The organism is Pseudoalteromonas sp. SG41-1 (assembly GCF_014164575.1).
GTDB classification, from domain to species: domain Bacteria; phylum Pseudomonadota; class Gammaproteobacteria; order Enterobacterales; family Alteromonadaceae; genus Pseudoalteromonas; species Pseudoalteromonas rhizosphaerae.
Genome location: NZ_JACJFL010000030.1, coordinates 1 through 14,709, shown reverse-complemented (window position 1 = coordinate 14,709; position 14,709 = coordinate 1). Strand labels below are relative to the sequence as shown.

General features: G+C 40.9%; 9 protein-coding genes and 8 tRNA genes. 13 read left to right on the top strand and 4 right to left on the bottom strand.

Annotated elements, in window-relative coordinates:
• Positions 1-37: 37 nt before the first annotated feature.
• Complete coding sequence (locus tag H5203_RS15230) at positions 38-1,882, bottom strand: M2 family metallopeptidase (RefSeq protein ID WP_182819934.1); 1,845 nt, start codon at positions 1,880-1,882, stop codon at positions 38-40.
• 180 nt (positions 1,883-2,062) lie between these two features.
• Between H5203_RS15230 and H5203_RS15225 the strand changes: the two genes are divergently transcribed.
• Entirely contained in the window at positions 2,063-4,339 is a 2,277-nt protein-coding gene (locus H5203_RS15225; RefSeq protein WP_182735607.1) for an acyl-CoA dehydrogenase, read from the top strand.
• A 68-nt stretch (positions 4,340-4,407) separates the two neighbouring features.
• On the opposite strand, the gene H5203_RS15220 is transcribed toward H5203_RS15225, so the two are convergent.
• Positions 4,408-4,803, bottom strand: coding sequence for a hypothetical protein (locus H5203_RS15220; RefSeq protein ID WP_404936452.1), 396 nt, complete (start codon positions 4,801-4,803; stop codon positions 4,408-4,410).
• Positions 4,804-4,990: 187 nt separating this feature from the next.
• Entirely contained in the window at positions 4,991-5,959 is a 969-nt protein-coding gene (cysK, locus tag H5203_RS15215; RefSeq protein WP_145242300.1) for a cysteine synthase A, read from the bottom strand.
• Positions 5,960-6,382: 423 nt separating this feature from the next.
• Between cysK and H5203_RS15210 the strand changes: the two genes are divergently transcribed.
• From H5203_RS15210 to H5203_RS15155, 12 genes are all read left to right on the top strand, one after another.
• Positions 6,383-7,534: a dicarboxylate/amino acid:cation symporter gene (locus H5203_RS15210; RefSeq protein WP_182732226.1), complete on the top strand. Its 1,152-nt coding sequence runs from the start codon at positions 6,383-6,385 to the stop codon at positions 7,532-7,534.
• A gap of 108 nt (positions 7,535-7,642) precedes the next feature.
• Entirely contained in the window at positions 7,643-8,293 is a 651-nt protein-coding gene (uvrY, locus tag H5203_RS15205; protein ID WP_016707677.1) for a UvrY/SirA/GacA family response regulator transcription factor, read from the top strand.
• 9 nt (positions 8,294-8,302) lie between these two features.
• Entirely contained in the window at positions 8,303-10,126 is a 1,824-nt protein-coding gene (gene uvrC / locus H5203_RS15200; RefSeq protein WP_182735608.1) for an excinuclease ABC subunit UvrC, read from the top strand.
• A gap of 42 nt (positions 10,127-10,168) precedes the next feature.
• A complete protein-coding gene (gene pgsA / locus H5203_RS15195; RefSeq protein ID WP_145242294.1) occupies positions 10,169-10,714 on the top strand; it encodes a CDP-diacylglycerol--glycerol-3-phosphate 3-phosphatidyltransferase in 546 nt (181 codons plus the stop codon).
• A gap of 216 nt (positions 10,715-10,930) precedes the next feature.
• A tRNA-Gly gene (locus tag H5203_RS15190) sits at positions 10,931-11,006 on the top strand.
• Between the two features lie 26 nt (positions 11,007-11,032).
• Positions 11,033-11,106: transfer RNA gene (locus H5203_RS15185), tRNA-Cys, on the top strand.
• Positions 11,107-11,142: 36 nt separating this feature from the next.
• Positions 11,143-11,229, top strand: a tRNA-Leu gene (locus H5203_RS15180).
• Between the two features lie 66 nt (positions 11,230-11,295).
• Positions 11,296-11,371, top strand: a tRNA-Gly gene (locus H5203_RS15175).
• A 39-nt stretch (positions 11,372-11,410) separates the two neighbouring features.
• Positions 11,411-11,497 (top strand) — tRNA-Leu (locus H5203_RS15170).
• 150 nt (positions 11,498-11,647) lie between these two features.
• A tRNA-Gly gene (locus H5203_RS15165) sits at positions 11,648-11,723 on the top strand.
• Positions 11,724-11,741: 18 nt separating this feature from the next.
• Positions 11,742-11,815: transfer RNA gene (locus H5203_RS15160), tRNA-Cys, on the top strand.
• Between the two features lie 37 nt (positions 11,816-11,852).
• A tRNA-Leu gene (locus H5203_RS15155) sits at positions 11,853-11,939 on the top strand.
• 930 nt (positions 11,940-12,869) lie between these two features.
• On the opposite strand, the gene H5203_RS15150 is transcribed toward H5203_RS15155, so the two are convergent.
• Positions 12,870-14,291 (bottom strand): sodium:alanine symporter family protein, encoded by a 1,422-nt coding sequence (locus H5203_RS15150; protein WP_149983426.1) that lies wholly within the window; start codon positions 14,289-14,291, stop codon positions 12,870-12,872.
• Positions 14,292-14,709: the final 418 nt, after the last annotated feature.

Below are 14,709 nucleotides of genomic sequence, written 5' to 3'. Positions count from 1 at the left end.
GCGGGCTTTTGCATTTTTGTTATTTAACTAAGTTTACTTACCAACCACATTGTCGGCCTTTATTTTGCTCATCAAGGTATTTTTGCAGTGGCGCAAAGTAATCAAGTAGGGCTGTTGCATCCATTTCAGGTTTACCTGTTACGGTGGCTAATGCTTCTTGCCAAGGGCGGCTTGAACCTATTTCTAGCATAGCATTGAGTTTTTCACCTGCTTCTTTAGAGTTGTATACTGAGCAGCGATGAATGGCTTCTTTGTTACCAGCTATTTCACATAAACTACGGTGGAAATCAAACTGTAAAATATGCGCTAAGAAGTAACGTGTATATGGTGTATTACCTGGCACATGATATTTTGCACCTGGATCAAAGTCAGCTTCGCTTCGTGTGATAGGTGCTTTTACACCTTGGTATTTTTCACGTAATTCCCACCATGCCTTATTGTAGTTTTCAGGGGTTACTGCACCTGAAAATACTTGCCAACGCCATTGGTCCACAAGTAAACCAAATGGAATAAACGCTACTTTATCTAGCGCCATTTTCATCAGTAAGCCAATGTCTTTCGATTCATCAGGCACTTGCTCTAATAAACCAATTTCTTTTAAGTAACCAGGTGTTACCGAAAGCGCAATAGTATCGCCAATGGCTTCGTGGAAACCGTCGTTAGCACTTTCTTGATAATAAAGCGGTTGGGTATTGTAAGCGCGTTGATAAAAGTTGTGACCTAACTCATGGTGAATAACTGAGAATTCTTCACCAGTACGCTGAATACACATTTTAATGCGTAAATCGTCTTTACTATCTATATTCCACGCTGAAGCATGGCACTGTACATCACGATCGGCAGGTTTAGTGAATAACGAACGTTGGTAAAAGGTGTCAGGTAAAGGTGCAAATCCCATTGAGGTGAAAAATTTTTCAGCGCCGCGTACCATTTTAAGTTCATCGTAGTTATGCTCGGCTAATAATGCGGTTACATCATAACCAGGATCGGCATTTTCAGGTGCGACTACATCATAAATGTTGCCCCACGATTGCGCCCACATATTACCTAATAAATGCGCTGGGATAGGTTGGTCTTGGGGTACTTTGTCTTCACCGTATTTTTCACCTAACTTGGCACGAACATGACAATGCAGCGAATCATATAATGGTTTTACTTGCCCCCAAATACGATCAAGTTCTTTGGCAAAATCATCTGCTGGCATATCATACTTACTACGCCACATTGCACCAGTGTCTGCATAACCAAGCTCTTTAGCGCCTTCATTGGTTAATACAACTTGTTGTTCATACAGTGGACGCATTGGTTTTGATACCTGGCGCCAACCTTGCCATAAATCAAGCAGTTCGTTGTAATCACGGCTGGTGGCCATTGTTGCAGTCATATCACCTAGGCTTAAACAGCTGCCATCGTCTTTACAATATTTACCTTTACCATATATACCGCCAAGTTCAGCCACAAGCTGTGATAGTTTTGCTGTTTTTTCTGCATCTTGTGGGGCAGGTAAAGTCAGTGCCAGTTTTAATTTGTCGAGTTTACGACGTGCGTCATAATCAAGTTCGAGAGAGTCAAACTGTGCAGCTTCGTTAGCAAGGCGAACCACCGCTTCGGTCATTTTACGATTTACTTCAGCTGATAGGGCTGATGTATCATGCGTTATAAAGTTAGCGTAAATCCATTCCGCGCGACTTGATTCTAGATATAAAGCACTGAGCTCTTGCTCTGTTGTATCTAAAAAGGCTTGCGCGTCTTTTGCAGTTACCGGCGCAGGGCTTGCAACTTGAGTTACTGTGTTAGTGGCTTCTTGGTTACAGCCGCTCAATGCTAATGTGCTGGCAACCATTATTGCGCTCAAACTGAGCTTAAAATGTGGAGTAGTCATGTTGGTCCTTATATTTGTTATTTATCGTGTAGGATGATAGCAGCGTCTATGTGTTAGGCAAAGTTTATCAATAACCGACTCTTAAGCTCAGGCCATGCGAGTTTATAGTGGCATTGTATTTATTAAAGGATCGGTCATAATTAAGCCAATCTGTTTTATTAATTAATAAGGATAGTTTCCATGTCAGTGTTTATTTTGTTACTGGTGTTGGTGATAGTTATTTTTGCGGTTAAAGATATCCGCTTAAATCTCGTCAGCCGCCCGACATTTAAAATGTTTAAAAAGGTATTACCGCCGCTTTCGCAAACTGAGCGTGAAGCGATGGAAGCGGGCGACGTGTGGTGGGATGGAGAACTATTTAGTGGCAATCCTGATTGGCAATTACTTCACAGCTACCCAAAGCCAGAGTTGAGCGAAAAAGAGCGAATATTTTTAGACAATGAAGTGGAAACACTGTTGGCGATGCTTGATGACTATCACATTGTGCAAAAAGATAAAGACTTGCCAAAAGAAGTATGGGATTACCTAAAGACCCAAGGTTTCTTTGCGCTGATCATTCCCGAGAAATTTGGCGGACGCCAGTTTTCAGCAATCGCAAACTCAACCATTGTAGCTAAAATCGCCACTAAAAGCTTAACAGCAGCAGTGACCGTGATGGTGCCCAACAGCTTAGGCCCTGGGGAATTACTATTACATTATGGTACAAAAGAGCAGCAAGAGCGCTGGTTACCTTCACTTGCGAAGGGGGATGATGTGCCGTGTTTTGCTCTAACAGGCCCTGAAGCCGGCTCTGATGCTGGCAGTATTCCTGACTCTGGCGTAGTGTGTAAGGGGGAGTTTGAAGGCCAAGAAGTTGTAGGCTTACGATTAAATTGGTCAAAACGCTATATTACGCTTGCACCCGTAGCAACGGTTCTTGGACTTGCTTTTAAAATGTATGATCCCGATGGATTACTTGGTAAACATAAAGAGCTAGGTATAACCTGTGCGCTGATCCCAACAGATCACCCTGGTGTGGAAACGGGTGAGCGCCATTATCCATTGAATATGGCGTTTATGAATGGCACAACCTACGGTAAAGATGTATTTATTCCTCTTGATTGGATCATTGGCGGTCAAAAAGGGGCAGGACGAGGTTGGCGGATGTTGGTTGAGTGCTTAAGTGCCGGGCGCGGTATTTCATTACCAGCATTGAGCAGTGCAACAGGGCATTTATGTGCCCGTATGACATCGGCCTATGCAATGGTACGTCAACAATTTGGTGTTTCTATCGGGCAGTTTGAAGGCGTGCAAGAGGCGCTGGCTCGCATTGGTGGACTAACCTATAGTCTTGAATCATGCCGCTTAATGACTGCCGGAGCCATTGATTTAAAATTAAGCCCATCAGTGGTGACTGCGATTGCCAAATATCATATGACAGAGATGGGCCGTACGGTAATGAATGATGCTATGGACATTCATTCAGGTAAGGGGATCCAAGTGGGGCCAAATAACTATTTAGCGCACGGTTATATGGGCATTCCAGTATCAATTACCGTTGAAGGGGCGAATATATTAACCCGTAATCTGATGATCTTCGGTCAAGGTGCAACTCGTTGCCACCCATTTGTACTCAAAGAAATGGAAGCCGCAGCAATGGAAGATGACGATCTCGCGTTAAAAGAATTTGATTCATTATTACTGCAGCATATTTTATTTGCCGCTACTAATGCGAGTATGGCTTTTATACATGGATTAACGCGAAGCTATTTTGCAAAATCGCCCGTTTGTGGTGAGACTGCTTCATATTATAAGCAATTAGGGCGTATGAGCCGAGGACTTGCCTTTAGCACTGATGTGGCAATGTTAGTACTTGGTGGTGAGCTTAAACGTAAAGAGATGATTTCAGCGCGTTTAGGGGATGTCTTAAGCCACTTATACTTAGCATCTTGTGTATTAAAACGTTTTGAAGACGAGGGGCGTCAACAAGCTGATCTTCCGTTCGTAAAATATGCGGTTGAATTGTCACTGTTTGAAATTGGCCAAGCATTTGACGGTTTTTTCAAAAACTTTTCAAACCCGGTTATTAACTTCATCCTAAAACGTATTGTATTTCCGCTTGGTAATCATTACCAGCGCCCAAGTGATGAACTTGCACAAACAATTTGTGAGCATATGACACAACCAGGGGTATTTAGAAACCGCTTAACTCATTTATGTTATGTGGATGATAAAGCGGGTACTGGTGTGATGGAGAATGCATTTATAGCGATGCATGATACCAGCGCCGCCTTCAAACGATTGAAGAAATGGCAACGTGACGGCACACTTAACCGTAATGCTAATATAGCAACTGCAATCGACAGTGCGCTTGAAAAACAGTTAATAACTGATGAGCAAGGCGAAAAGCTACATGCTGCAAATAACCTACGCAAACAGGCTATTGCGGTAGATAATTATCAGCCAGGTGAACTGTAATAGCGAAAACTAACAAGCCTTGCTGCGAGCAAGGCTTGTTAAGCGGTCTAAATATTTAATATAAAGCGTTAGCGTGCAAATGGATCGGCATTTATTTTATCAACGTACCAATTGCCTTTTTTACGCACCATTTTTACGCTGCGCATATCATCAACTTTATTCCCATTTAAGTGGCCTGTGAAAATAAGGTTGATATTGGCTGTATCGCCATATTGTTCTCTTAAACTCATATTAGTCATATCAACTTCAATTACTACATCATCGTATTGCATGTTGACTAAATTGCGGGCAAATTGTTTTGAGGTGCCGTAAGAGTTCATGATCCGCGCCATTTTAGGTGTGGCCATAGTACTGGCTTTTTTTAGGTCGTTTTCGTTATAAAGCGTATCAAAAAATAGTGCTGCGCTATTTCCTGGAGTATTTTTTTCACCTTTTGGTGAATCTTCATTTCCACAGCCGCTCATTAGCAGTAAAAATGTAGCAGTGCAAAGAGTTATAAATGATTTCATTAGATAAATAGATTTATTAGTGATGATTTAGTGTGTGACGAAATGCGGCAGATGTAAAGTTTACGGTAAGAATTAGTGATGTGAATGCAATAAATAATAAAAAAGGATGCAGTTTGCATCCTTTTTCAAAAGCTATTTAAACTTATTGAACCAGCTCTTGCTCTGAAAACTCTTCAGCAAAAAGTGGGCTTGATAAATAACGCTCAGTTGCACTAGGTAAAATTACTACGACATTTTTACCTGCATTTTCAGGTAACTCCGCAATACGCTTTGCTGCAACAACCGCAGCGCCAGATGAAATACCAACTAATATACCTTCTTTTTTCATCAGCTCATGAGCCATTGCTATACATTCTTCATTAGACACTTGCTCTACACCATCGATCATTGATAGGTCTAAATTACCAGGAATAAAGCCTGCGCCAATACCTTGAATTTTATGTGGCCCAGGTTTAATTTCTTCACCCGCGAGTGTTTGGCTGATCACTGGCGAATTAGTTGGTTCAACAGCGATTGACTTTACATTAAGGCCTTTTTCAAGTTTCAAATAACGGCTGACACCAGTAATTGTACCTCCAGTACCCACACCAGCCACAAAGAAATCAACTTTTCCATCTAATGCATTAAAGATTTCTGGGCCTGTTGTTTCAAAGTGAATTTTAGGGTTTGCAGGGTTTTCGAATTGTTGTAATAAAATAAACTTTTCAGGGGCTGATGCTTGAATTTCCTTTGCCTTAGCGATCGCACCGTTCATACCTTTAGCACCATCTGTTAAGACTAAATTAGCACCTAATGCTTTTAGTAACTTACGACGTTCAAGACTCATGGTGTTTGGCATTGTAAGCGTAAGTTTGTATCCACGCGAGGCCGCAACAAACGCCAAAGCGATACCTGTGTTACCTGAAGTTGGTTCAATCAGCTCTTTATCTTTAGTCAGCTCACCTGATTTTTCAGCTTCCCAGATCATTGATGCACCAATACGGCATTTAATGCTAAAGCTAGGATTACGAGATTCTATTTTAGCAAAAACATTACCTGTCGTTACACGGTTTAGTTTTACTAACGGTGTGTTACCAATACTGAGTGAGTTATCTTCAAAAATAGTAGACATAATGTTCCCTTAGGTGCAATTTATTCAATCGTGATCGATTTTTATTGTAAATCGATCTGTAATAGTGACACTTTACTGCTGAATTAAAAAAACTAAAGTAAAGTTTGGCTATAAGATATATCTATTCGGCTTATAACTGAATGAAATAAAAACAGCGACAGCTTGTATGTATAGTTATTAAAACAAAAATACTATCAGGTATGCTGACATAGGATTATTAGGGATACAAATACTGACCAAAATTTATATGCGCTAGATCATAATGAATTGCCTAGTAGATATTATAATGAACAAATTAGACGGGCGTTTAACGCTAAAAGTGATTGTATTTTGTGCAAACAGGCTGTTGTTGAGCGGTTTTATGATACATATAATTAAAAACATGCTAAAACCTCACCCATCAAAATTTATGAAGTGATGACAATGACGTTAATCTTAAAATTAATTGCCGGTATATTGGCCGGTATTTTAGTGGGTTTATATGTTCCACTAACGGGAGTTGAACTCCTTTACACGGTAAAAGAAATAATTGGCCAACTGATCACTTTTACTATTCCACTAATTATTTTATTTTTTATAGCATCAGGTATTGCTGGTTTACCAAAAGGCTCAGGCCATCTGTTAGGTAAAACCGTTGGTTTCGCCTACGGTTCGACCATTATTGCAGGCACATTAGCAGTGATGGTTGTTAGTGCAATTATTCCGTTATTTGATGGCGGTTTAACCTTCGAAGCTGAAATAGCCACCGAAGTGGCAAGTTTTATTGATTTAGAGATCCCACCATTGATGGGTGTTATGACTGCGCTTGCGACAGCGTTTGTGTTTGGTATCGGTATGAGCCAATTAGAGCTAGAGACCTTGAAAAAAGTATCGGATCAGGGCCGCGATGTGATTGATGGTTTGCTAGCAAAAGTTATTATCCCAGCATTACCGTTTTATATTGCAGGTGTGTTTGCTGAGATGACAGTTGCAGGCACTGTTGTTGATACCTTACAAACGTTTGGTGTGGTGTTGATTGCTGCATTAATCATGCATTGGGTATGGTTGACTATTCTTTATATCGGTACGGGTATCTTATTAAAACGCAACCCAGTTGAATTAATTAAAAATATGCTCCCAGCTTACTTTACAGCCTTAGGCACTATGTCTAGTGCTGCGACTATTCCAGTGTCTTTACGCTCAAGCAAAGCAAATAATGTAAAAGAAGATGTTGCTAACTTTACTGTACCTTTGTGTGCGACTATTCATCTATCTGGCTCAACGATCACTATCGTAACTTGCGCGATGGCGGTGATGTTTTTATCACCAAACATGGATGTACCATCATTATTTGGGATGTTGCCGTTTATTATGATGCTAGGTGTGGTAATGATTGCCGCACCAGGTGCTCCGGGCGGAGCTGTCATGTCTGCGCTGGGGTTGTTAACCAGTATGCTCGGTTTCAATGAAGGTGCTGTGGCGTTAATGATAGCGCTTTATTTGGCTCAGGATAGTTTTGGTACAGCCTGTAATGTTACCGGTGATGGTGTAATTGCTTTGTGGGTTGACCGCTTCAGTGAAAAAACGCCATCTTAAATTAGTTATCTGAAACGATAATTGAGTTATCGTTTCAGATTTTCTGTGTTAGTGTGACCAATTAAATTGTCATATTGACGTGCTGTTAGGTTATATGAGGGTGTCCCATTGATTAATGTACTTTTAGTTGATGACCATGAGCTCGTACGAACGGGTATCAAACGTATTTTAGATGATGTTCGTGGGTTTAAAGTAATTGGTGAAGCTAAAACAGGTGAAGAAGCGGTACAATTTTGCCGTCAGCATTCTCCTGATATTGTGCTAATGGACATGAATATGCCAGGTATTGGCGGATTAGAAGCGACCAAGAAAATTTGTCGCTATTGCCCTGATGTGAAAATTATTGTACTAACAGTACATTGTGAAGACCCATTCCCAAGTAAAGTGATGCAAATTGGCGCTCATGGTTACTTAACTAAAGGGGCGGGCTCTGATGAAATGGTTAATGCAATTCGCGCAGTAAATGCAGGGCAACGCTATATTGCACCAGAAATAGCTCAACAAATTGCCCTTGCGCAAGTGACGGGTCGTACTGATGAAAGTCCATTTCAGAGTTTATCTGAACGTGAATTACAGATCATGTTAATGATCACTAAAGGTGAAAAAGTACAAGACATTGCCGAACGCCTTAATTTAAGTTCTAAAACAGTGAACAGCTATCGATATAGAATGTTTGAAAAGCTGAATGTGGGTGGTGATGTTGAATTAACTCATTTGGCTATTCGTCATAAGATGATCGACATCGACAGCGCCCACTAGTGTTGCCCCATGGCAGAATTTGATCACGCCCATTTCTTAAAAACACTATCAAGCGAACCCGGCGTTTATCGGATGCTTGATAGTGATGATAAAGTTATTTATGTTGGTAAAGCTAAAAACCTTAAAAAACGTGTTAGTAGCTATTTTCGTAGCAATGTCACGGATGGCAAGACTCGCGCTTTAGTCAGTAACATTAGTGATATTGACATCACTTTAACCAATACTGAAACCGAAGCTTTACTGCTTGAAAATAACTTAATAAAAAAATATCAGCCACGTTACAATATTTTACTGCGTGATGATAAATCCTATCCGTATATTTTATTAACTGCTCACAAACATCCAAGACTTGCATTTCATCGCGGTAGCCGCAAAGTAAAAGGCGAGTATTTTGGGCCATTTCCAAGCGCTGGGGCTGTCTCTGAAAGTTTGCGGTTAATGCAGAAAATATTTCCTGTTCGTCAATGTGAAGATGCGTATTATCGCGTTCGCAGCCGACCTTGTTTGCAATTTCAGCTAAAACGTTGTTCTGCACCCTGCGTGAATGAAGTGAGTGACGATGAATACAATCAGCAAGTTGATTTTGTACGTAAATTTTTGACTGGCAAATCTCATGAAGTCATCGCAGCGTTGATCTCTAAAATGGAAGCTGCGAGCCACGCTTTACAATTTGAACTAGCGGCTAAAGTACGCGATCAAATAATGCTACTGCGTAAAATGCAAGAGCAACAATCGATATCAGGTAATTATGCCGAAATGGATGTTGTGGGTTTTGCTCATTTAAATGGCCTCAATGGCATTCATTTGTTGATGATCCGCGATCATAAAGTACTCGGTAGCAAAACGTACTTTCCAAAAGTACCGAAAGATTCACAGCCACAAGAAATACTGGCTTCATTTCTTGGGCAATATTATTTAGCGCCAGGTGCAACAGGGCGAATTGCTAAAGAAGTTATTTTGCCATTTGCACTTGATGAAATTGATGTACTCAGTGAAGCATTAAGCCAAGTGAGTGAACGCAAAGTAACTTTAAAAACAGTTACACGCGGTGAGCGTGCGCAATACTTACAGCTCGCTAATAAGAATGCGCTTAATAGTATTACCGTGAAGCAAAGCACTCAGGATTCGATTAATAAGCGTTACGCACAACTTAAAGCGACGTTAGGGCTTGATGATATTAATCGTATGGAATGTTTTGATATCAGCCATACAATGGGAGAAAACACAGTTGCCAGTTGTGTGGTGTTTGATTCGCAAGGACCGAATAATAAAGAATATCGACGCTTTAATGTCACAGGGATCACTGGAGGTGATGATTATGCTGCAATGGAGTTTGCGTTAAACAAGCGTTACAACAAGTTGGTTGACGAAGATAAAATTCCTGATGTGATTTTTATCGACGGTGGTAAAGGACAACTTTCTCGTGCCGAGCAGTACTTTGCTAATTGGCCACATGCAAAAATGCCGCTGTTAGTCGGTGTGGCAAAAGGCACCAGTCGTAGGCCAGGCCTTGAAACACTATTAATTGATGGTGGTCGGAAAACAATTCCAATGGATTCAGACGCACCAGCGCTACATCTGATCCAACATATTCGCGATGAATCACATCGCTTTGCTATTGCAGGGCACCGTAATAAGCGGCAAAAACAACGCACTCAATCACTATTAGAAGAGATAGGTGGTATCGGCTCGGTACGACGCCAAACATTATTAAAATTTTTAGGGGGCATGCAGGGAGTAAAAGCTGCTAATATAGATCAATTAAAGCAAGTACCCGGGATCAGCTCTGACATGGCTGAGAAGATATTTAACCATTTGCATGACAAGGGCTAGCCCTTCGTGCGAATATAGAAAAAAAGACATCCCCAAGTAGTTATGTGGAATATTCCAAACACACTCACAACATTTAGACTTTTTCTTATCCCCATTTTTTTGGTGGTATTTTATCTGCCTTATTCATGGGCTTTCTTTGCTGCAGCTTTTATTTTCTGGCTTGCATCGATCACTGATATTCTTGATGGCTATCTAGCGCGCAAGCTTGAGCAGTCTACGCCATTTGGTGCATTCTTAGATCCTGTTGCTGATAAAGTGATGGTGTGTACAGCATTGGTTGCTTTAGCTAGTTATTATCAATCAATGTATATGACTATTCCTGCTTTAATCATAATAAGCAGAGAAATTGTTATCTCAGCACTTCGAGAATGGATGGCAGAGCAAGGCAAGCGTGGTAATGTAGCTGTATCAAATATGGGTAAGTTTAAAACTGCTGCGCAAATGTTAGCTATTATTGGACTCATTTGGCAATACGATAGTTGGATGATGTACTTAAGTTATGGCTTACTTTACATTGCGACCTTCTTAACGGTTACTTCTATGCTGCAATATTTGATAGCAGCGTGGTCTGAATTGACTAAAAATTGACTCTAAACGTATAATAACGCACCGTTTTAGATAAAAAATAATCAAACAGTTCAAAACTAGCATTTTTTGTATTGACGCGTTTAATAATCTCTGTAGAATGCGTCCGTGTTGAGAGGGCATAGCCCCCTAGATAAACAAAGTGACACAGGTTAAGTTGCTAGAATGTTTTACCGCGACAAGGTTGCGATGAAACATATTAATACTTACATGCGTTATGCGGCACTAGCTCAGTTGGTAGAGCGCGACCTTGCCAAGGTCGAGGTCACGAGTTCGAGCCTCGTGTGCCGCTCCAGTTTATCAAAGGTTACCCAGTATTGAGGCGGAATGGCAGAGTGGCCATGCACCGGATTGCAAATCCGTTTACCCCGGTTCGACTCCGGGTTCCGCCTCCAATCAACACTCCACACGCTTTAATTAGCAAACTCGATGCCCGAGTGGTGGAATTGGTAGACACAAGGGATTTAAAATCCCTCGACTAACAAGTCGTGCCGGTTCAAGTCCGGCCTCGGGCACCACTTTGTGGTTTAGTTGCATATACCAAATGTAACTTTTAAAAATGTAGTAATTAGAATTAATATGATGCGGCACTAGCTCAGTTGGTAGAGCGCGACCTTGCCAAGGTCGAGGTCACGAGTTCGAGCCTCGTGTGCCGCTCCATATTAGTTTTATCCACTTGCTTTAAATAGCAAACTCGATGCCCGAGTGGTGGAATTGGTAGACACAAGGGATTTAAAATCCCTCGACTAACAAGTCGTGCCGGTTCAAGTCCGGCCTCGGGCACCACTTTAAATTACTCAACCAAGGTAATTTAAGGGCGATAAAAAATATTTCTTACAAAGAATTATATCTAATTATGCGGCACTAGCTCAGTTGCCAGAACGTTTACCGCGACATAGTCGCGCACCAACGTACAAATTACTGACAAAGTTTTATGCGGCACTAGCTCAGTTGGTAGAGCGCGACCTTGCCAAGGTCGAGGTCACGAGTTCGAGCCTCGTGTGCCGCTCCAAATTATTTGTTACATTTAGGCGGAATGGCAGAGTGGCCATGCACCGGATTGCAAATCCGTTTACCCCGGTTCGACTCCGGGTTCCGCCTCCAAATAATTACTCCACACGCTTTAATTAGCAAACTCGATGCCCGAGTGGTGGAATTGGTAGACACAAGGGATTTAAAATCCCTCGACTAACAAGTCGTGCCGGTTCAAGTCCGGCCTCGGGCACCACTTTATCTTCACTATTACTTCATTTATACCTACAGCGTAAAAAACACACCCAAAATTGCTTATCTATCTATTAAATTAAACTTTCACCTTATAGCTTTTGTATGCGTTTAACTTTTATCCATAGCGCGTACGGACAATCTTAATACCAAAATATACGCAAATCACTTTGTTGATTGATGCCAGAGAAATTAGCTTAACTAACACTAATACCAATCTGCATAAAGATTAAGAAAATTTGATCCAATCTCTAGAGCATATAATTTTAACCGTATCAGGGACGGAGATGAATTTATTCCACGCTTGTGAAACCTGTTCGACTATTTCTTCATAACCACTAAATACACGATCAGATAGAGAGTGTTGTCGTATTCAACTCAATTGTTAAGGTAGTTTGAAATCCATTTTTGACACTGCCGCGTGCTGTATTTGGCCGCTTAGCAATATTCGTTCTGTTTCCACCCTCAAAGAATAATGAAACATCAAGCAGGCGTATGCGTTTTCTTGCATTAGGCTCTTTACGTGATAAAACTAAAAGTTGTTTGGATTCTTTTAAGTTCAATTCAGTAAAAGTAGATAAGTATCTGTGCGCTAATTAGATCACATAATTTGGCAGATTGGTATAAAAAGCAGCAGGCTTTACTTTTGTGGTGACGCTTGATAAATGGCCAATGCTGAGAACAGTAAAGCGTCACTATGCCAATTGCAGCCGCATGCATACCCAATAGATTCAGAGCAACACTCCTGTGTGGCGCTTCGCTGAAGCATTGTTGAAGCTGTAGCCAGATTTATAAAGCACTCAATAAGGGCCGCGCTTTAGCGATGAATATATTAGACGCTTGTGATAGCAAATCTGAATAACTACTAAGACATTATTATTTTGATCAAAAAAGGGAGCACATAGGCTCCCTCTTTGATTGTAAATAAGCTTATTTACTTTTTATGCCAAATCCCTTTCGGGATGGTTTGATCAAGCTGAGTATTTTTGGTTGGATCAAATGTTGGTAATTTGCCAGCTTTGCGCTGTGTGGTGTAGTCGTTCGCAAGCCAGATCACCACGCCTGATAACATAAACAGTGCGATAACATTCACGATTGCCATGAGGCCCATCGAAATATCAGCTAAGGTCCAGATCAACCCCAGTTCACTCACAGAGCCAAACATCACCATACCTAATACTATAAGTCTAAAGATCAACATACCATGCTCATGATTATGCTCTAAGAATAATAGATTAGTTTCTGCGTATGAATAGTTAGCAACAATTGAGGTAAAAGCAAAGAATAATATAGCAATCGCAACAAAGATTGTGCCCCAGCTTCCAACATGTTCTTCAAGAGCAGCCTGAGTTAATGCAATACCAGTTACACCTGAGTCAGCTACTAATTGATCAGAGAGCAAAATCAGCGCGGCTGTTGCACTACATATAACAACCGTATCAATAAATACACCAAGCATTTGCACATAACCTTGTGAGGCAGGGTGGGGCGGATTTGGCGTCGCAGTCGCTGCCGCATTTGCTGCGCTACCCATACCTGCTTCATTTGAGAATAAGCCGCGCTTTATTCCTTGGATCATTGCTTGCATAACGCCATAACCAATCGCACCGGCACCCGCTTGCTCAATTCCAAAGGCACTATTAATAATACGCATAAATACAGTCGGTAATTGCTCTGCATTAATAGCGCACACATATAAAGCTACAAGTAAGTAAGCTAATGCCATAAATGGTACAACCAACTCTGCAAAGCGAGAAATAGTTTTCAGGCCACCAAATATAATAATGCCAGAGCCAACGACTAGTACTAAACCAACAACATAGTTTGGAATGTCAAAAGCGACTTTAAATGCAGCGGCTATAGAGTTAGATTGCACTGCATTGAATACTAGGCCAAATGCCAATATCAAACAGAGTGAGAAAACCACCCCCATCCAACGTTTACCCAAACCATATTCCATATAATAAGCAGGGCCTCCTCTGAAATTACCATGTTCATCACGAATCTTATAAGCTTGAGCCAAAGTACTTTCTGCAAAACTCGTTGCCATACCTATTAAGGCAATTAGCCACATCCAGAAAATAGCCCCAGCACCACCTAAATACAGTGCAACAGCAACACCAGCCATATTTCCGGTACCAACACGTGCGGCTAAGGAAGTACAAAAAGCTTGAAAAGATGAAATACCGTTTTTATCACACTGACGAGAATTGAACATGACTTTAATCATGTGGGGGAATTGAACAAATTGAATGAACTTGAGTTTAATAGTAAAAAAGAGTCCTGCCGCTATTAATAGGTAGACGAGAATATGACCCCAAAGCAGCCCACTAATACTATTTATTATATCTATCATGTTATATGCCTAATGAACGAGTTTAAAAAACAGCGGGCAACTTACCATAAGCAAAGCAGATAGTTTAGTGAAACGATGAAAAAAACGAGGTTATCCACAGGCTTCTGTGGGTAAGGTGTCAGTTTCTTTTGAGTATCTTGAGGGTATGAAATAAATGCGAATTTAATGATAAAAACGCTTGCGTAAAATTCGCCGCGCCCTATAATGCGACCCCACTGAGACGGCAGCAGGCAACGCTTAAGCTGCAAGAGTTAATCAGTTAGTCGAGTAAAACTTAAGTTTAGATTTTTAATAAAGTTTAAAATTAAGTGTTGACAAAAAAATAGGAAAGCGTAATATGCGCAGCCCTAGCGAGATAAAGTTTAACTTTAACCGCAACGTTCTTTAACAATATAAAGCAATCATCTGTGTGGGCACT

What these genes read in the sequence shown, in the direction of transcription:
- H5203_RS15230 (WP_182819934.1), bottom strand. Translation starts at nt 1,882, where the DNA reads ATGACTACTCCACATTTTAAGCTCAGTTTGAGCGCAATAATGGTTGCC.
- H5203_RS15225 (WP_182735607.1), top strand. Translation starts at nt 2,063, where the DNA reads ATGTCAGTGTTTATTTTGTTACTGGTGTTGGTGATAGTTATTTTTGCG.
- H5203_RS15220 (WP_404936452.1), bottom strand. Translation starts at nt 4,803, where the DNA reads ATGAGCGGCTGTGGAAATGAAGATTCACCAAAAGGTGAAAAAAATACT.
- cysK (WP_145242300.1), bottom strand. Translation starts at nt 5,959, where the DNA reads ATGTCTACTATTTTTGAAGATAACTCACTCAGTATTGGTAACACACCG.
- H5203_RS15210 (WP_182732226.1), top strand. Translation starts at nt 6,383, where the DNA reads ATGACGTTAATCTTAAAATTAATTGCCGGTATATTGGCCGGTATTTTA.
- uvrC (WP_182735608.1), top strand. Translation starts at nt 8,303, where the DNA reads ATGGCAGAATTTGATCACGCCCATTTCTTAAAAACACTATCAAGCGAA.
- pgsA (WP_145242294.1), top strand. Translation starts at nt 10,169, where the DNA reads ATGTGGAATATTCCAAACACACTCACAACATTTAGACTTTTTCTTATC.
- H5203_RS15150 (WP_149983426.1), bottom strand. Translation starts at nt 14,291, where the DNA reads ATGATAGATATAATAAATAGTATTAGTGGGCTGCTTTGGGGTCATATT.